The organism is Actinoplanes sp. NPDC051405, assembly GCF_055586185.1.
In genome coordinates this window covers 198,235-213,918 of sequence record NZ_JBVJIR010000010.1, presented here as the reverse complement: position 1 = coordinate 213,918, position 15,684 = coordinate 198,235, and the positions used below count along the sequence as shown (strand labels likewise).

The 15,684-nt window shown below is 70.5% G+C and carries 17 protein-coding genes and 1 pseudogene; 6 read left to right on the top strand and 12 right to left on the bottom strand.

Annotated features, from left to right (window positions below; genetic code table 11):
• The first annotated feature begins 1 nt into the window (after position 1).
• Positions 2 to 1,297, top strand: coding sequence for a PQQ-binding-like beta-propeller repeat protein (locus ACZ6S4_RS22600; RefSeq protein WP_465476815.1), 1,296 nt, complete (start codon positions 2 to 4; stop codon positions 1,295 to 1,297).
• Positions 1,298 to 1,343: 46 nt separating this feature from the next.
• Positions 1,344 to 1,913, top strand: coding sequence for a MerR family transcriptional regulator (locus ACZ6S4_RS22595; protein WP_465476814.1), 570 nt, complete (start codon positions 1,344 to 1,346; stop codon positions 1,911 to 1,913).
• Between the two features lie 57 nt (positions 1,914 to 1,970).
• On the opposite strand, the gene ACZ6S4_RS22590 is transcribed toward ACZ6S4_RS22595, so the two are convergent.
• From ACZ6S4_RS22590 to ACZ6S4_RS22540, 11 genes are all read right to left on the bottom strand, one after another.
• Positions 1,971 to 2,597 carry a PulJ/GspJ family protein gene (locus ACZ6S4_RS22590; RefSeq protein ID WP_465476813.1) on the bottom strand — a complete coding sequence of 209 codons (627 nt, stop codon included), beginning with the start codon at positions 2,595 to 2,597 and terminating at the stop codon, positions 1,971 to 1,973.
• Complete coding sequence (locus tag ACZ6S4_RS22585) at positions 2,594 to 3,022, bottom strand: type IV pilus modification PilV family protein (protein ID WP_465476812.1); 429 nt, start codon at positions 3,020 to 3,022, stop codon at positions 2,594 to 2,596. The genes ACZ6S4_RS22590 and ACZ6S4_RS22585 overlap by 4 nt, the downstream gene beginning before the upstream one ends.
• Positions 3,023 to 3,034: 12 nt before the next feature.
• Positions 3,035 to 3,643, bottom strand: coding sequence for a type 4a pilus biogenesis protein PilO (gene pilO / locus ACZ6S4_RS22580; protein ID WP_465476811.1), 609 nt, complete (start codon positions 3,641 to 3,643; stop codon positions 3,035 to 3,037).
• The gene (locus tag ACZ6S4_RS22575; protein WP_465476810.1) at positions 3,643 to 4,344 is read right to left on the bottom strand and encodes a hypothetical protein; all 702 of its coding nucleotides are present in this window, start codon (positions 4,342 to 4,344) and stop codon (positions 3,643 to 3,645) included. The genes pilO and ACZ6S4_RS22575 overlap by 1 nt, the downstream gene beginning before the upstream one ends.
• Positions 4,344 to 5,369, bottom strand: coding sequence for a type IV pilus assembly protein PilM (gene pilM / locus ACZ6S4_RS22570; RefSeq protein WP_465476809.1), 1,026 nt, complete (start codon positions 5,367 to 5,369; stop codon positions 4,344 to 4,346). The genes ACZ6S4_RS22575 and pilM overlap by 1 nt, the downstream gene beginning before the upstream one ends.
• A 16-nt stretch (positions 5,370 to 5,385) precedes the next feature.
• Positions 5,386 to 6,168, bottom strand: a complete 783-nt coding sequence (locus ACZ6S4_RS22565) for a prepilin peptidase (RefSeq protein WP_465476808.1) — start codon at positions 6,166 to 6,168, stop codon at positions 5,386 to 5,388.
• An 87-nt stretch (positions 6,169 to 6,255) separates the two neighbouring features.
• Complete coding sequence (locus ACZ6S4_RS22560) at positions 6,256 to 6,705, bottom strand: type II secretion system protein (protein WP_465476807.1); 450 nt, start codon at positions 6,703 to 6,705, stop codon at positions 6,256 to 6,258.
• Between the two features lie 127 nt (positions 6,706 to 6,832).
• Entirely contained in the window at positions 6,833 to 8,065 is a 1,233-nt protein-coding gene (locus ACZ6S4_RS22555) for a type II secretion system F family protein (protein ID WP_465476806.1), read from the bottom strand.
• 1 nt (position 8,066) lies between these two features.
• Positions 8,067 to 9,203: a type IV pilus twitching motility protein PilT gene (locus tag ACZ6S4_RS22550; RefSeq protein WP_465476930.1), complete on the bottom strand. Its 1,137-nt coding sequence runs from the start codon at positions 9,201 to 9,203 to the stop codon at positions 8,067 to 8,069.
• 131 nt (positions 9,204 to 9,334) lie between these two features.
• Positions 9,335 to 10,999: a GspE/PulE family protein gene (locus ACZ6S4_RS22545; RefSeq protein WP_465476805.1), complete on the bottom strand. Its 1,665-nt coding sequence runs from the start codon at positions 10,997 to 10,999 to the stop codon at positions 9,335 to 9,337.
• 76 nt (positions 11,000 to 11,075) lie between these two features.
• Positions 11,076 to 12,041 carry a GlxA family transcriptional regulator gene (locus tag ACZ6S4_RS22540; protein WP_465476804.1) on the bottom strand — a complete coding sequence of 322 codons (966 nt, stop codon included), beginning with the start codon at positions 12,039 to 12,041 and terminating at the stop codon, positions 11,076 to 11,078.
• A gap of 70 nt (positions 12,042 to 12,111) precedes the next feature.
• Here ACZ6S4_RS22540 and ACZ6S4_RS22535 point away from each other — a divergent pair, with 70 nt between their 5' ends.
• The 4 genes and pseudogenes from ACZ6S4_RS22535 to ACZ6S4_RS22520 all read left to right on the top strand — a co-directional run.
• Positions 12,112 to 13,437 (top strand): MFS transporter, encoded by a 1,326-nt coding sequence (locus ACZ6S4_RS22535; RefSeq protein WP_465476803.1) that lies wholly within the window; start codon positions 12,112 to 12,114, stop codon positions 13,435 to 13,437.
• 109 nt (positions 13,438 to 13,546) lie between these two features.
• Complete coding sequence (locus tag ACZ6S4_RS22530; RefSeq protein WP_465476802.1) at positions 13,547 to 14,086, top strand: snapalysin family zinc-dependent metalloprotease; 540 nt, start codon at positions 13,547 to 13,549, stop codon at positions 14,084 to 14,086.
• A 202-nt stretch (positions 14,087 to 14,288) separates the two neighbouring features.
• Positions 14,289 to 14,600, top strand: coding sequence for a transposase (locus ACZ6S4_RS22525; protein ID WP_465476929.1), 312 nt, complete (start codon positions 14,289 to 14,291; stop codon positions 14,598 to 14,600).
• Positions 14,557 to 15,062, top strand: a pseudogene (locus ACZ6S4_RS22520) (IS30 family transposase); the annotation flags it as partial. The gene ACZ6S4_RS22525 and the pseudogene ACZ6S4_RS22520, both read left to right, overlap by 44 nt.
• Before the next feature lie 219 nt (positions 15,063 to 15,281).
• Here the strand turns inward: ACZ6S4_RS22520 and ACZ6S4_RS22515 are convergent.
• Complete coding sequence (locus ACZ6S4_RS22515; RefSeq protein WP_451910909.1) at positions 15,282 to 15,599, bottom strand: STAS domain-containing protein; 318 nt, start codon at positions 15,597 to 15,599, stop codon at positions 15,282 to 15,284.
• Positions 15,600 to 15,684: the final 85 nt, after the last annotated feature.

Genomic DNA, 15,684 nt, shown 5'->3' with positions numbered 1-15,684 from the left:
CGTGGCTGACGCCGTACCGCTCATAGATCTCGACGTGTCTCCGCGCGCCGAGCCCGGCACGGCCGCACCACGTCCCCGGCTCAGCGCGCCGCGCCCGGTCCTGATCCTCGTGGTGCTGGTCGCCGCGCTGCTCACACTGACCGCGGCGGCACCGCCGGCGCGGACCATGCAGCCGATCCTGGCGGCCGGGGGTACGGCGGCCGCCGCGTTCACCCTCGGCCCGGACGCGCTCTACACCGCCACTTTCGGCGCGAACCCCAACAGCGAGTCGGGCATCCGCCGGTACGCCCTGCCCGGCGGCGAGCAGTTGTGGGCGACCTCGCTGCCGCAGAACGTGCAGAACCTGACGCTCGACGGCAGCGTGCTGCTGGCCCGCTCGGGCAGCGCCCCGCGGATGTCGTTCCTCGACGCCACCGAGGGCAAGGTGCTGTGGACCCTGACCGAGCCGAACGCCACGGTGGTCACCCTGAGCGGCGGGCGCGCGCTGCTGCGCATCGACACCGACGACGGGGGTACGGAGCTCCGGCTCGCCTCCGCGCGTACCGGTGCGACGATCTGGAGCCGGATGGTCGCCGGGGTCGGCGAGATCCTCAACGACGACCTGTTCGCCGACCGCCCCGACCGGATCGTGGTGCTCGGGATCGACGGGCAGGTCACCACGCTGCAGTTCGCCGACGGGTCGGTGCTCGGCCAGGGTGAGCTGGGCGTACGGCTGCCGGCGGAGTCGGACGGCACGCTGTCGGCCGACTTCGTCGGTGTCACGGTGTCCGGTGACCAGTTGTACCTGTCGCGGCGTGAGCAGGGGCGGGCTTCGCTGGCCGCGTACCGGTTGCCGCAACTGACCCGGCGGTGGCGCACCGAGGGCGGCCCGACCGGGTTCGTGCACGACTGCGGGCCGGTGCTGTGCATCGCGGACACCGGCCGGGTGAGCGGGCTGGACCCCAGCGACGGCTCGGTGCGCTGGTCGGACCCGGCCTGGCGGAACGCGTTCCGGCTCGGCGAGGGCACTCTGCTCGCGTACGACCAGCAGGAGAGCCCGGAGTCGGCGGTCCTCGACGCGCGCACCGGGGCGGTGCGGCGCGAGCTCGGCCGTACGCTCTCGGTCGGCGGCCTGGAGCTGCGCGAGGACAGCAGGCTCGCGGGCCGGACCTGGGTGGCGGTCGCGGACGGCGGCGACGGCACCGTGCACACCGTCGGCTCGATGCAGACCGCGGCGCCGTACGGCTGCATGGTCCGCCGCCCGTACCTGGCCTGCCCGACCTCCGCCGGGCCGACCACCGTCTGGCAGATCCCGTGACCGCGGGCTTGCTCCTCACGTAACGGAAGGACCTAGCGTCTCCGCCATGGGCACCTGGAGCGTCGGCGAGCTGGCCACAGCCACCGGCCTCACCGTGCGCACCCTGCACCACTACGACGAGATCGGCCTGGCCCGGCCCTCCCTGCGCAGCCCGGCCGGGCATCGGCGGTACACCGACGCCGATGTCCGCCGGCTGCACCGGATCGTCGCGTTGCGCGGCTTCGGCTTCGCCCTGGCCGAGATCGGGGCGCTGCTGGACGGCTCCGGGCCCGAGGCCCGCGAGCTGGTGCGCAGCCAGCTGGACCAGGTCCGCGACCGGATCGCCCGGGCGACGCGGCTGCGGGACCGGCTCGAGGTGGTGCTGGGACAGTTCGACGCCGCGGGCACCCCGTCCGCGGCGGTCCTGGTGACGTTGATCGAGGAGATGACCGCGGTGGAACACACCTACACACCCGAGGAGCTGCGGGAGCTGGCGGCACGGCGGCAGGCGCTGGCCGCCCAGCTCAGCCCGGAGGAGCTGGCCGAGATGTCGGAACGCCGGCGGCGGGCGTGCGAGAGCATGACCCCGGAGCAACTGGCCGAGCTGCACCGCAGCCGTCCGCCCCTGCCGCACTGACGGGCAGCCGGAGCCGGCCGTCGACCTGGTGGTCGCTCGGCCGGCCCGGGCGGCGGGTCAGTGCGTGCAGGGCCGGTTGTAGTTGGCGCGCGACAGGGTGTTCATCGCGGTGAACTGCAGGTCGTACTCGCGCAGGCCCTGTTTGGTCTTGTCCGCCCCGACCACGCTGTTGACCTTGACGTTCAGCCGGTCCAGGTCGCTGCCGCCGTCGCCGCTGGCCTCGAGGACGAACGGGTTGATCATCTGCTTCGGCGTGCCGTTGTCCAGCCGGGCCGAGATCAGGTTGTTGGCGACCGCGGTGGCCGGTCCGGAGATGGCGTCCGGCCACGGCCACTGCCGGCGCTTGAGGGTGCCGCCGGCGCGGGGCAGGCTCAGTTGCACGCACTGGTTGTTGCCGGCGTCGTCGATGAAGACGTAGTCGATGTACCAGTTCGTGGTGTCGGAGTAGCTCTCGTTGACCCGGTAGGCGTACCGGACCTCGCGGTCCAGCTTGTTGAACGCCGCCTGCAGCTCGACCTGGGCCGTCGCCGAGGCCTCGGCCGTGTCCGTGGTGTGGAACATCCCGTAGAAGCCGGTGCTGGCGATGGCCATGACGACGGACATCACCGCCATGCTGACCAGCACCTCGGCCATCGAGAAGCCGGCGTCGCCGGCGGCCCGGAGCCGGTCGCCGAGGCGGGTCATGAGCCGGTCGCCGAGTTGAAGAGCGGCTCGAGCGCGGACGTGCTGATCTGGGTGCTGGTCGCGTACGAGCAGCCGGCGGCGGGGCAGGTGCGGCCCTTCCAGACGATCTTGATCGTGACGTTGAGCAGGGCGCTGACGGTGACCGAGGACGTCCACTGCCGGGTGTAGCGGATGGAGTTGACCACGACCTCCGGGGTGCCGGACTGGGTACCGAGCCAGGTGGTCACGTCCGCGGCCGGCACCTGGCGCAGCTGCTCCATCGAGTCGGCGGCGACCTGGATCGCCGCCTGCCGGGCCCCCTGCACGTCGATCGTCACCATCGAGCGCACGAAGAACGTGGTGACCGCGCTCAGCACGACGCCGATGACGGCGAGCGAGGTCAGCACCTCCACCAGGGTGAAGCCGTCGTCTTTGCTTGCTGCCATGGCCACTTCCGCTCAGTCCGTGGTGACGGTCGGCGCGCCGGAGCCGACCGGCGGGGCCACGAAGGCCTTGACCGCGAGGCTGACGCTCATCTTGTCCGCCTTATCGGTGCTGGACTCGCTGACTTGAGCGGAAGTGAGGTTGGCCGACTCGATCAGCACCGCGCGCTTCTGGCCGGTGCCCTGCAGCTCCTGCATGAAGGTGCTCAGGTTCTTGGCCGAGCCCTCGGCGGTGAGCTGGATCGGCAGCGCCCAGACGCCGGGCAGGTTCTCGACCTCGGACGGGGTGTTCACGGTCACGCCGCTCACGTCCACATCCAGGTCGGTGCCCGCGGCCTGCAACTGGCGCAGGAAGGCCGGCACGCCGGAGTCGGCGGGCAGCGCGTCCTGGTAGCCGGCCAGCGTGGCCTTGAGCTGGGCCAGGTTCGCCTTCTGCTTCTTGAGCGTGACGATGCGCTTGCGCATGTCCACGGCCTGGGTGCGCGCGGTCTCGGTCTGGTCCCGGAAATCGGCCGCCTCGGTCTTTTGCGGGTTGATCAGCAGGAACCAGCTCACGACCGCGAGCAGGACGACGACGGCGGCACCGGCGACCATCCAGAGCCGGTCGGCGTGACGGGCACCCATCACTTGCCTCCCGTCTCGCACTTGTCGCCGAAGCGGCCGCAGAGGGCGGCGCTGGTGATGTCGACCCGCAGGGTCCAGCTCACGGCGTTCTCCTCCGTGGTCACGTTGGTCACGTACGCGTTGGCCAGCACCGACTGCTTGCCGAGGGCGTCGACGTAGGCCGCGACGGCCCGCTTGTCCGGCCCGGTGCCGGTGACGACGGCCGAGCCGATCGGCGCCGACGTGGTGGTGCTGGGCAGAGAGTTGCCGGACGAGGAGCTGCCGGCATCCTGCAGAGCGCCGTTGATCCCGACCACGGTCACCCCGGCCGACTCGCCGACGCTGCGCAGCTGGTCCAGCAGCGACGCCCAGTCGAGGTCGTTGGCCATGGCCGTCTTGAGCTGCTTGGACAGCGTCGTCGTGTCGTTCTGCACGTCGACCACGTCGCCGTACGCCCGCTGCGAGCGCTGCAGGTCGGTGACCTCGGTGTTGGCCGCGTTGAGCTCGTCCTCGGCGGCCCGGGTCTCCTGGCGTTCCAGGACGAACCAGCCGGTGAGCAGGCAGGCCACGAGGATGACGAAGACGATCACCCAGCCACGGGTACGGCGGGCCCGCCGCCCGGCGATGATCTCCTCGGGCAGCAGGCTCGCCGAGATGGTCAGCAGCCGGGTCACCCGCTGCGGGGAGACCGCGGGGTCCAGGGGCATGAGGGTGGTGGCCATCAGGCTGCCGCTCCCAGGGTCAGGCCGATCGACACCGCGGCCGACGGCAGGAAACTGTCGAAGCCGCGCTGGCGGGCCCGGCGGGTGTCGCGCAGCCGGCCGGCGCTGTCGGCGTACATCACCTGGACGCCGAGGTGCTGCTGGATGTGCTCGGCCAGGCCGGGCATCAGCGCACTGCCGCCGCACAGCGAGACGCGGGTGACCTGCTTCTGCCGTTCGCCCGAGGCGAGATAGGTGAACGAGCTGCGCAGCTCGTTGATCAGCGGGCGGATCGCGTCGGCGGCGGCGGTGTCACCGTCCGGGCGGCCGTCGCCGTGCAGGCCGTACCGGCACTTGAGTGCTTCCGCCTCGGGGGCGGTGATGCCCAGCCGGGTGGCGATGCTCTCGGTGATCTCGGCGCCGCCGCGGGGGACGGTCCGGACGATCAGCGGCTCGCCGTCGGCGTGCACGACCACGCTGGTGACCTCGGCACCGATGTCGACGATGGCCTCCACCTGGGCGTCCAGCCGGGACGCGGCGCGCAGCAGAGCGAAGGAGGCCAGGTCGACGTTGACGACGTGCAGGCCGGCCTTCTCGACCGCCTGGACGAGCGCCATGACGGCGTCCTTGGGCATGGCGATCAGCAGGCCGCGCACGGTCGGGTTGTCACCGGGCTCCTCGAGCGGGCGGAAGTCGAGCAGCGAGCGGTCCACCGCCAGCGGCAGCATGTCGCGCACCTGGAACGGCAGCGACTTGCGCATCTCCTTGGCGGGCAGGTTGGAGACGGCCATCTCGCGGACCACGAGCTGCGGGTTGGTGACCCCGAGCAGCACCTGCTTGGTGTCGAACTTGCAGGCGGCCCAGAGCTGCTTGAGCGCCGAGGTGACCGCCACCGGCTCGGTGAGGATGCCGGCCTGGACGGTGCCGGGCGGCAGCGGCACCTGACCGAAGTTGGTCAAGGTGTACTCGTCCTTCGCGCGGCGCACTTCCACGGCGCGAATGGACGACGAGCCGATGTCCAGCCCGATCGGATTGACGCTAGCCATCGGTTTCCTTCCTCGATCAGGCGGTGGGGATGAGCAGGGCGGTGTACCAGTCGGCGATCGGCGCCGCGGCGAAGACCGCCAGGAAGGCGCCGGCCAGCAGGTACGGGCCGAACGGGATCCGGGTCTTGCGACGGGCCACCCGCAGCGCGATGAGAACCACGCCGACGAGCCCGCCGAGCAGGAACGCCGCGAACATGCCGACCGCGACCCAGCTCCAGCCGAGCCAGCCGAGGTAGAGGCCGAGCAGCGGGGCGAGCTTGACGTCGCCGCGGCCCATCCCGAACCGGCTGATGACCTCGAACAGGACCCAGAGCACGCCGGCGGCGAGCAGGGCCCGGGCGGCGGTGTCCCAGTCGCCCCGGGCGATCACCGCGGGGACGAACAGGGCCGCTGTCACGACGTACGACGGCAGGACGATTTGGTCGGGTAGGCGCAGCACGTCCAGGTCGATCGCGGCGAGCGCGATCGCGACGGCCGCGAGATACAGGTACGCGGGCAGCTCCCAGGTCCAGCCGAACCGGGCGGCCACGGCGACGAAGAGCACCGCGGTGCCGGCCTCGACCAGTGGGTACCGCGCGCTGATCGGCGCCCGGCAGTCGGCGCACCGGCCGCGCAGCAGCAGCCAGCCGAACACCGGGATGTTGTGCCGGTTGCGGACCTCGTTACCGCAGTGCGGGCAGTGCGAGCCCGGGTGCACCAGCGACTCGCCGCGGGGAACCCGGTGGATCACGACGTTCAGGAACGATCCGACGGCGAGACCGAGCAGGCCGACGATGCTGAGCAGCAGCGGCTGCGGCATGGCGGGTCCTCCTCGATCTCGTCGGCGGGGTGGGAGCGGGTGGTGCCGCCGTCGGCGACACCACCCGGGTCGGAGCTGGGCAACGCGTCAGGGCTTGCAGGTCTCGATCTTGACCGCCGGCGTCGGCACACTGACCGAGCCGCCCTTGGTGCTGTCGTACAGGTAGACCTTGCCGCTGCCGCCGGTGTTGGTCGCGCAGACCAGGTACGAGCTGGCGGTACCCACGTACGTCATCTCCGTCTTGTCGGAGAGGGTGACGAGGTTGGTCGCGCTGTTGGTGGCAGTGGCCGAGCCGAGGTTGAAGCTGTCGGTCTGCTTCGCCGAGGGCAGCGTGGCGTACGCGTTGCCGTTGTCGGTGTAGTACTGCTCGATCGCGCTGACGGCGCCGCGCACGTCGGACTGGGCCGACTTGTCGGCCGCGCCCTGGCGGTAGTTCAGGTACACCGGGACGGCGATGGCGACCAGCACGCCGATGATGACCACGACGACCAGGAGCTCGATGAGGGTGAAGCCCTCGTCCTGCTTCTTGGCGCGCATGCGAGCGATGATGTCCTGCATTGGGGGTGCCTCCAGTGTGGCGTCAGGGGTGGGGCGGGGATGGGTGGTTCCGGGCTCGGGTGCCCGACTCCGCGACCGGAGACCGGTCGTTTCCTGCTCCTGGGCGTCAGTTGCCCTGGATGTTCTGGTAGATGGTGAACATCGGTAGGTACAGACAGATCACCATTCCGCCGACCACAGCTCCCATGACGAGCACCATGATCGGTTCGATCGAAGCGGTCAGGGATTCGGCGGCGCTGTCGACTTCCCTGTCATAGAAATCGGCAACCTTGTCGAGCATCTGACTGATTTGACCGCTTTCTTCGCCCACTTCGATCATCTGAGTGACCATCTCGGGGAAGACCTTGTGGTTGCGCAGCGCGGACGACATCGGCTGGCCGTCGCGTACGGCCGACTGCACGTCGCGCATGGCCGCGTTGATCACCTCGTTGCCCGTGGTCTCGCCGACGACGTGCAGCGCCTGCATGACGGGCACGCCGACGTTGAGCAGCAGGCCGAGGTTGCGCGAGAACCGGCTCATCGCCAGCTTGCGGAAGAGCGAGCCGAAGACCGGCATCCGCAGTTTCAGCCGGTCCACCTTCAGGCGGAAGTCCTGGCTCTGGCGGACCTGGCGCTTGTAGAGGATCGTCGAGGTGATGCCGATGGTCAGCACCAGCGGGCCGATCCACCACATGTTGTGGCTGGCGTCGACCAGGAACTGGGTGATGGCCGGCAGTTCGCCGCCGAGATTCTTGAACATCGCCTCGAAGATCGGGACGATGAAGATCAGCACGGCCGCGATCAGCACGAAGGTGAAGGCCAGCACGATCGCCGGGTAGGTCAGCGCACTCTTGATCTTGCCGCGGAGCGCGGTGTCCTTCTCCAGGCTGTCCGCGATCTGCTCCAGAGCGCGGTCGATCATGCCGCCCGCCTCGCCGGCGCGGATCATGGCGATCATCAGGCGGGGGAAGACCTTGTCGTGCTTGGCCATCGCCGAGGACAGCGACACGCCGCCGGCGACATCCGTACGGACCTCGGCGGTCGCCTTCTTCAGCGACGTCGCGGTGGTCTGCTCCTCCAGGATCGACAGCGAACGCAGCAGCGACATGCCCGAGGCGGTCATCGTGGAGAACTGCCGCGCGAAGACCGCCAGGTCCTTGAGCTTGGTCCGGTTGCCCAGGCCCGGGATCTTCAGGTCCCGGTTGAGGCCCTGGCCGGCCTGGCTCAGCTCGAGCGGGACCTCGCCGCGCTGGCGCAGCAGGTGCGTCGCCGCGGTCTCGTTGGCCGCCTCCACCGTGCCCTTGGTCTTGCGCCCGTGCGCGTCGATGCTGTTGTAGTGGAACGTCTTCGTCGCCGGCATGTCACATCCGTCCGATCAGGCGCTTGAGCTCTTCTTGCGAGTGGCAGATCTCGAGGGCGGCCTGCATCGAGACCAGGCCCTCCCGGACGCGTTCGGCCAGGTGCTGGTCGAAGGCCAACATGCCGTCGTTGCCACCGGCCTGCATAAAGGACGGGATCTGGTGCGACTTGCCCTCCCGGATCAGGCTCCGGATGGCCGGCGTGGCGGTGAGGATCTCGCAGATCACCATCCGGCCCTTGCCGTCGGCCCGCGGCGCCAGCGCCTGCGTCACGACGCCCTGCAGGCTCGCCGCCAGCTGAGCGCGGATCTGCAACTGCTGGTGCGGCGGGAAGATGTCGATGACGCGGTCGATGGTCTGGGTGGCGCTCTGCGTGTGCAGGGTGGCCAGCACCAGGTGACCGGTCTCGGCGGCGGTGAGCGCGGTGGCGGTGGTCTCCAGGTCGCGCAGCTCGCCGACCAGGATGATGTCGGGGTCCTGGCGCAGCGCGTGCTTGAGCGCCTGCGGGAAGGTCTCCGTGTCGGAGCCGACCTCCCGCTGGTTGACCAGGCTGCGCTTGTGCGGGTGCAGGAACTCGATCGGATCCTCGATGGTGATGATGTGCGCCGAGCGGCTGCGGTTGGCCAGGTCCAGCACCGAGGCCAGGGTGGTGGTCTTGCCGGAACCGGTCGGCCCGGTCACCAGCACCAGGCCGCGGGGCAGGTGGGCGAAGCGGGCCACCGAGTCGGGCATGCCCAGCTCGTCCAGCGGCTTGATGGTGTGCGGGATGGCCCGGAAGACCGCGCCGCACGAGTTGCGCTGGATGTAGAGGTTGCCGCGGAACCGCGAGACGCCGGTGATGCTGTGCGCGAAGTCCATCTCCTGCTCGCGCTCGAACGTCTCCCACTGCTGGGCGGAGACGGCGGCGCGGGCCAGCAGGACGGTGTCGGCCGAGTTGAGCTTGCCGTAGCCGGGCAGCGGCCGCAGCGTGCCGTCGACCCGGATCATCGGCGGGGAGCCGACGGTCAGGTGCAGGTCCGAGCCGCGGGCCTCGACGAGCGAGATCAGCATCTGGTCCAGCACGGCCAGGTCGTCCGGGCCGGGAGCGGCCGGGTCAACCGGTGCCGCCTGGAGCGGTACCTCGTGGTCGAGCGTGTACATGAGCTGCACCGACAATCTCGTCGTGAAGTCTGACGCCCCCTAATTCGGCATCCCGGCAGGCGGCTTTAGGACCAGGTCCGGCGGAAATGTCCGCAGCCGCGGCCGGCGAGGTACCCTGCCGCCGCGCACGCTCAGATGGCGACGCGCGAGACCTCACGCAGCGACGTCAGCCCGCCCGCCGCCTTGGCCAGGCCGTCCGAGCGCAGCTCGTACATGCCCTGCTCGAGGGCGACCTCGCGGATCTCGTTGGAGGAGGCGCGGCGGATGGTCAGCGACTCGATCTCCGGCGAGATGGGCATCACCTCGTGCAGCGCGATCCGGCCGCGGTAGCCGGTGTTGGCGCAGTTGCGGCAGCCCACCGGCTTGTAGAGCGCGTCCGGGATCTTCAGGTCCTGCATCGGCCAGCGGGCCCCCTCGAGCTCCTCCGCGCTCGGCAGGTACGCCTCCTTGCACCAGTCGCACAGCCGCCGGGCGAGCCGCTGGGCCAGTACGCAGTCCAGCGACGAGCCGACCAGGAAGGGCTCGATGCCCATCTCGGTGAGCCGGGTGACCGCGCCGGGGGCGTCGTTGGTGTGCAGGGTGGAGAGCACCAGGTGGCCGGTGAGCGACGCCTCGACGGCGATCTGGGCGGTGTGGCTGTCCCGGATCTCACCGATCAGCACGACGTCCGGGTCCGAGCGCAGGATCGCCGGGAGCACGGCCGCGAAGGTCAGGCCGGCCTTCGTGTTCACCTGCACCTGGTTGACCCCGCGCAGCCGGTACTCGACCGGGTCCTCGACGGTGATCACGTTGATCTCCGGCTTGCTGATCCGGCCCAGGGTCGCGTACAGGGTGGTGCTCTTGCCGGAACCGGTGGGACCGGTGACCAGGACCATGCCGTGCGGCTTGCTGAACGACTCCGCGAAGCGGGTCAGGTTGTGCTGGGTGAAACCCAGCTTGTTCATGTCCAGGTCGATGCCGCCGGTGTCGAGCACCCGCAGCACGATTTTCTCCCCCCACACCGTCGGCAGGGTCGCGGTCCGCAGGTCGACCTGGCGGTCGCGGATCAGCGCGGTGATCCGGCCGTTCTGCGGAATCCGCTTCTCGGTGATGTCGACGCCTGACATGATCTTGAGGCGGGAGGTCAGCGCGGCCATCACGCCGCGCGGCACCGTGTCCAGCTCGTGCAGCACGCCGTCGATCCGGTAGCGCACCCGCATGTCGTCCTCGGTCGGCTCCAGGTGCAGGTCGGAGGCCCGGTTCTGGACGGCCTGCTCGATCAGGTTGTTGACGTAGCGCACGATCGGCGCGTCGTCGGCGCTCTGCGCCTGGGCCGTCATCAGCTGGTCGTCCAGCGAGGTGTCGGCCAGGTCGCCCAGGTCGCTGTCCTCGCGCTGGAGCCGCTCGATGATCCGGCGGACCTCGCTGCGGGCCACCACCACCGGGCGGATCGTCATGCCGGTGGAGGCGCGGACGTCGTCGAGCGCGACCACGTCCCCGGGGTCGGTGACGCCCACGACCAGTTCGCCGTCGTGCATCGCCAGGCCGAGCACCCGGTGCCGCAGCACCACGGGCAGCGGGATGCGCTTGAGCGCGGCCGGGTCGGGGGAGTAGCCGACCAGGTCCAGGGTGTTGATGCCGAAGGCCGCCGCGGCCGCCTCGGTGAGCTGCTCCTCGGTGACGACCTGGTCGTTGATCAGGACCGCCCGCACCGACCGGCCGCTGCGCTGGGCCTCGTCGGCCGCGGCGTCCACCGCGACCGGGTCGATGCCGATCTGCTTGAGCGCGTCGAGCAGCGGGCGGAAGGTCTGGTCCATGACATCCTCAGGGAAGCGGTACGTACACCGGTACGTCCGTCCCATCGGACACTTCCGACTTTTCCTGAGGCCCTGGTTACGTCTGACGAAATGCCCGCCGGTAGGCCGAGGGCGCCACTCCGATCGTCGCTCGCAGGTGCTGGCGCAGGGCTGTCGCGCTGCCCAGCCCGGCCCGCCGGGCGACCACGTCGATGCTGAGATCGGTCGACTCCAGCAGCAGCCGGGCGTGGGCCATCCGCTGCTGGAGCAGCCACTGCAGCGGGCTGAGCCCGGTCTCGTCGCGGAACCGGCGGGTGAACGTGCGCACGCTCATCCGGGCGTGCCCGGCCAGCTCCTCCAGGCTCAGCTGCTCGGCCAGCCGGCTCAGCGCCCAGGCCCGGGCCGGTTCCGTGCCGGAGCCCGCCACCGCCGGCACCGGCTGCTCGATGTACTGGGCCTGGCCGCCGTCGCGCCACGGGGCCACCACGCAACGCCGGGCCGCCTGGTTGGCCACCGAGCTGCCGTGGTCCTGGCGGATCACGTGCAGGCACAGGTCCACGCCGGCGGCCACCCCGGCCGAGGTGAGCACGTCGCCGTCGTCCACGAACAGCACGTCGAAGTCCCAGTCGACCTGCGGGTACAGCCGGGTCAGCCGCTTGGCCCAGGCCCAGTGGCTGGCGGCGGTGCGCCCGTCGAGCAGGCCGGCCGCGGCCAGCACCGAGGCGCCGGTGCAGATGGAGATGATCCGGGCGCCGCGCGCGTGGGCGGCGCGCAGGGCCTCGGTGACGGCCGGCGAGACCTTGCCGTCGGTCATCGTGCTGCCGCCGCTGACCCCGGGCACGAGCACGGTGTCGGCGGTGGCCAGCGGGGTCAGGTCGTGGTCCGGGACGATCTGGAAGCCGCCGCGTTCGGGGCGTACCGGGCCGGGGCCGTCGCCGCAGGTGGTCACCGAGTAGAGGAAACGGTTGTCGGCATCCCGGGCCGCGCCGAAGACCTGCGGGGGGACACCGAGGTCGAAACCGACCACGCCGTCGAGGGCGAGCATCGCCACGGAATGCACCATGGCCCGATTCTTGCGCATCATGGCCTCCCGGCCACTCGTCCGTCCGTCTCCACCTCCGCAGAATGATCGGGTGACCCTTCGCCGTCTTCATCCCGCCTGGCTCGTCGCCGCTGTCGCCTTCATCGCGCTGGTCGGCGCGGCCGGCTTCCGCGCCACCCCGTCGGTGATGCTGCAACCGCTGCACGACGAGTTCGGCTGGTCGCTGGGCACGATCTCCGCGGCGGTCTCGGTCAACCTCCTGCTGTACGGCCTCACCGCCCCCTTCGCCGCGGCGCTGATGGAAAAGCTCGGCATCCGCCGGGTGGTGGCCGGCGCGCTGGTGCTCGTCTCGGCGGGCAGCGGCCTGACCGTCTTCATGCAGCAGAGCTGGCAGCTGATCCTCTGCTGGGGCGTGCTGGTCGGGCTCGGCACCGGCTCGATGGCGCTGGGCTTCGTGGCGGTCGTGGCCAACCGCTGGTTCGTGGCCCGGCGCGGGCTGGTCGTGGGCGTGCTGACCGCCGGTGGTGCGGCCGGGCAACTGGTCTTCCTGCCGCTGCTGGCCCGGCTCACCGGCGCACACGGCTGGCGGGTCGCCGCGCTGACCGTGGCGGCGGTCGCACTGTCGGTGGTGCCGCTGGTCTGGTGGCGGCTGCGGGACCGGCCGACCGACCTCGGGGTGACCGCGTACGGCGCCGGACCCGACGACGTGGCCTCGCTGCCCGCCGTGGCGCCCGGCGGTGCGGTGCGCGTCGCGTTGCGTTCCCTGAGCCAGGCCGCCCGGACCCGGCCGTTCTGGCTGCTCGCGGGAGGCTTCGCGATCTGCGGGGCGACCACCAACGGGCTGATCGGCACCCACTTCATCCCGGCCGCGCACGACCACGGGATGGCCCCGACCACCGCGGCGAGCCTGCTCGCGCTGGTCGGCCTCTTCGACATCATCGGCACCATCGCCTCCGGCTGGCTCACCGACCGGGTGGACAGCCGCTGGCTGCTGGCCGGCTACTACGCGCTGCGCGGGCTGTCCCTGCTGGTGCTGCCGTCACTGTTCGCCGCGACCGCGCACCCCTCGATGGTGGTGTTCATCCTGTTCTACGGGCTGGACTGGGTGGCCACGGTGCCGCCGACGGTCGCCCTGTGCCGGGAGTACTTCGGTGCCAGTGGCGCGGTGGTCTTCGGCTGGGTCTTCGCCTCGCACCAGTTCGGCGCGGCGATCGCGGCCACCTCGGCCGGCCTGGTCCGCGACCAGCTCGGCAACTACGACGCGGCCTGGTACGGCGCGGGCGCGCTGGCCCTGCTGGCCTCGCTGCTCTCGCTGATGCTGCTGCTGGGCAAGCGCCGCAAGGACGTGGGCCCGGCCGGTCCCGGCATCGGCCTGGCGTTCCCGGCGGCCACTACCTCGGCGGCGCCGGCCTCGTAGCCATCACACGGCGAGAGGCGGCAACCGGTATGGCCGCCATGCATCGACAATCGTCTCTTTCTGGCTACGGTGTGGACACCCCGTCCCACACCCCCAGGGAGGACCCCCGATGCTGCGCAAGAGACTGTTCGCCGCGCTGGCGGCCGTCGCGATGCTGGTCGGCCTACAGGTCGGCACCGCCGGGCCGGCCGCCGCGGCACCCCGCATCCTGTACTACGACGCGAGCCAGGCCCAGGAGTTCATCGCGGTCGTCAACCAGGGCGCCCAGATCTGGAACAGCCGGGTCACCAACGTCCAGCTCCAGCCGGTGCCGGCCGGTCGGACCCCCAACATCCGGGTGTACGCGGACAACGGCTGGCCGCGCGCCTACACGACCTCACTGGGCAACGGCCGCTGGTACATGGGCCGCGAGGCAGTCAACGACGGCTACTACCAGCCGCGGATCGCTGCCCACGAGTTCGGCCACCTCCTGGGCCTGCCGGACCGCCGTACCGGTCTGTGCACCGACCTGATGTCCGGCAGCAGCGCCCCGGTCTCCTGCCGCAACCCCAACCCGAACACCACCGAGGCCAACACGGTGAACAACAACTTCCGCTCAGCGGCGGTGGCGGCGTCGATCCCGGCCCGCGAGTTCGTCTGGGTCGGCTGACCCTGCTCCCATCGGGCGCGGGCCGTCAGGCTCGCGCCCGATCCAGTTCTGCCGGCCCGCAGCTGGCACCTCACCCAGGACGTCGCGTCGAGGACGCTCCCCACGAGATCTTGGTAATTCTGGCCGCTATGGCGGGCTCAACCGGTGGTTGCAACACCCCTGTCTGAGTTGGTGGGGTGGGCTGGTGGCGGCGCGGTTATCGATGGTGGAGCGGGAGTTGATCGGGTTGGGTCGGGCGGCGGGTGAGTCGATCCGGCAGATCGCGCGGTGTTTGGGGCGGGCGCCGTCGACGGTGAGCCGTGAGGTGAGCCGGTTCGAGAGGTATCAGGTGGCCCATGTGCCTTCGCAGCCCGATTACGGGTCTTGGTTACGGCATCGCCGGCCGAAACGCCCGGCCCGGTTGGCGACGGATCTGGTGTTTCGTGAGGCTGTGCTGGACGGGTTGCGCCGGCGGTGGTCGCCGCAGCAGGTCGCGGCCCGGTTATGTTGCGGTACCCGGGCATGGGGAAGGTGACCTGCTGGAAGGCACCCGCCGCGGCGGCGCCAACTCGGCCATCGCGACGCTGGTCGAACGCGCCACCCGGTTCGTGATCCTCATCGCGTTGCCGGAGGGCAAACTGTCTGAGCATGTCGCCGTGCAGCTGGCTACCGCGATGGCGTGGCTCCCGGCGCGGTTACGGGCCTCGTTGACGTGGGGCCAGGGCCGGAGATGGCCGCGCACCGGCAGTTCAGCATCGCGGCCGGCTGCCCGGTCTATTTCTGCGACCCGCACCACCCCTGGCAACGCGGCAGCAATGAGAACACCAACGGCCTGCTCCGGCAGTACTTCCCGAAAGGCCGCTTCGACTTCACCACCATCGATCAGACCGACCGACCACGTTGCCGACGAACTCAACGGCCGCCCCGGCACACCTTGAACTGGGCCACCCCAGCCGAGAAGATGACCGAACTACTCGGTGTTGCAACGACACCTTGAGACCGCCTATGGCGGCCACTTTTTACCAAGATCTCGTCGCTGCGCGTGTACCGCGAAGCGGGCCGCGCCGCCCGTGGGGTGGAGGCGTAGCCGGGGGGTGCCCGCCGGGCGGGCGAGGGTGAGTGGTCCCGCACATGGCAGGGAGCGCAGCGACCGCTCTCGGCGGGAGCGACGGTCAGTTATCCGCACGGACCTACGACATGAAGCTCCTGATCCTCGTCACTCGGTCAGCGTGACGACTTCCAGCACCCCGCTCAGCACCAGGATCTGCCGCACGCCGCGGCTCGGATGGGCCAGCTGGAACTCCACGCCCTGGTCCCGGGCCCGCTGGAAGCCGAAGATGATCGCGCCCAGGCCGGTCGAGTCGATGAAGGACAGCTCGGCCAGGTCGACCACGATCGTGCCCGGCCGGCTCTCCAGCGCCTCCACCAGACAGACGCGCACCTGGTCGACGTTCAGGACGTCGATCTCGCCGTGCAGGCGCACGGTGACCACGTCGGCGTCGCGGTCGAGACTGGTTACGGGTTCTTCGGACACCGGGGCCTTTCCGTTCGGCGCAAGCTTCCGCTGTGGTGATGATTCCACGTACGGTAATCGGCACAACGACAGTAGATGGCCGAGT

What these genes read in the sequence shown, in the direction of transcription:
- ACZ6S4_RS22595 (WP_465476814.1), top strand. Translation starts at nt 1,344, where the DNA reads ATGGGCACCTGGAGCGTCGGCGAGCTGGCCACAGCCACCGGCCTCACC.
- ACZ6S4_RS22530 (WP_465476802.1), top strand. Translation starts at nt 13,547, where the DNA reads ATGCTGCGCAAGAGACTGTTCGCCGCGCTGGCGGCCGTCGCGATGCTG.
- ACZ6S4_RS22545 (WP_465476805.1), bottom strand. Translation starts at nt 10,999, where the DNA reads ATGGACCAGACCTTCCGCCCGCTGCTCGACGCGCTCAAGCAGATCGGC.
- ACZ6S4_RS22565 (WP_465476808.1), bottom strand. Translation starts at nt 6,168, where the DNA reads ATGCCGCAGCCGCTGCTGCTCAGCATCGTCGGCCTGCTCGGTCTCGCC.
- pilM (WP_465476809.1), bottom strand. Translation starts at nt 5,369, where the DNA reads ATGGCTAGCGTCAATCCGATCGGGCTGGACATCGGCTCGTCGTCCATT.
- ACZ6S4_RS22550 (WP_465476930.1), bottom strand. Translation starts at nt 9,203, where the DNA reads ATGTACACGCTCGACCACGAGGTACCGCTCCAGGCGGCACCGGTTGAC.
- pilO (WP_465476811.1), bottom strand. Translation starts at nt 3,643, where the DNA reads ATGGGTGCCCGTCACGCCGACCGGCTCTGGATGGTCGCCGGTGCCGCC.
- ACZ6S4_RS22590 (WP_465476813.1), bottom strand. Translation starts at nt 2,597, where the DNA reads ATGACCCGCCTCGGCGACCGGCTCCGGGCCGCCGGCGACGCCGGCTTC.
- ACZ6S4_RS22555 (WP_465476806.1), bottom strand. Translation starts at nt 8,065, where the DNA reads ATGCCGGCGACGAAGACGTTCCACTACAACAGCATCGACGCGCACGGG.
- ACZ6S4_RS22560 (WP_465476807.1), bottom strand. Translation starts at nt 6,705, where the DNA reads ATGCGCGCCAAGAAGCAGGACGAGGGCTTCACCCTCATCGAGCTCCTG.
- ACZ6S4_RS22540 (WP_465476804.1), bottom strand. Translation starts at nt 12,041, where the DNA reads ATGGTGCATTCCGTGGCGATGCTCGCCCTCGACGGCGTGGTCGGTTTC.
- ACZ6S4_RS22585 (WP_465476812.1), bottom strand. Translation starts at nt 3,022, where the DNA reads ATGGCAGCAAGCAAAGACGACGGCTTCACCCTGGTGGAGGTGCTGACC.
- ACZ6S4_RS22575 (WP_465476810.1), bottom strand. Translation starts at nt 4,344, where the DNA reads ATGGCCACCACCCTCATGCCCCTGGACCCCGCGGTCTCCCCGCAGCGG.
- ACZ6S4_RS22525 (WP_465476929.1), top strand. Translation starts at nt 14,289, where the DNA reads ATGGTGGAGCGGGAGTTGATCGGGTTGGGTCGGGCGGCGGGTGAGTCG.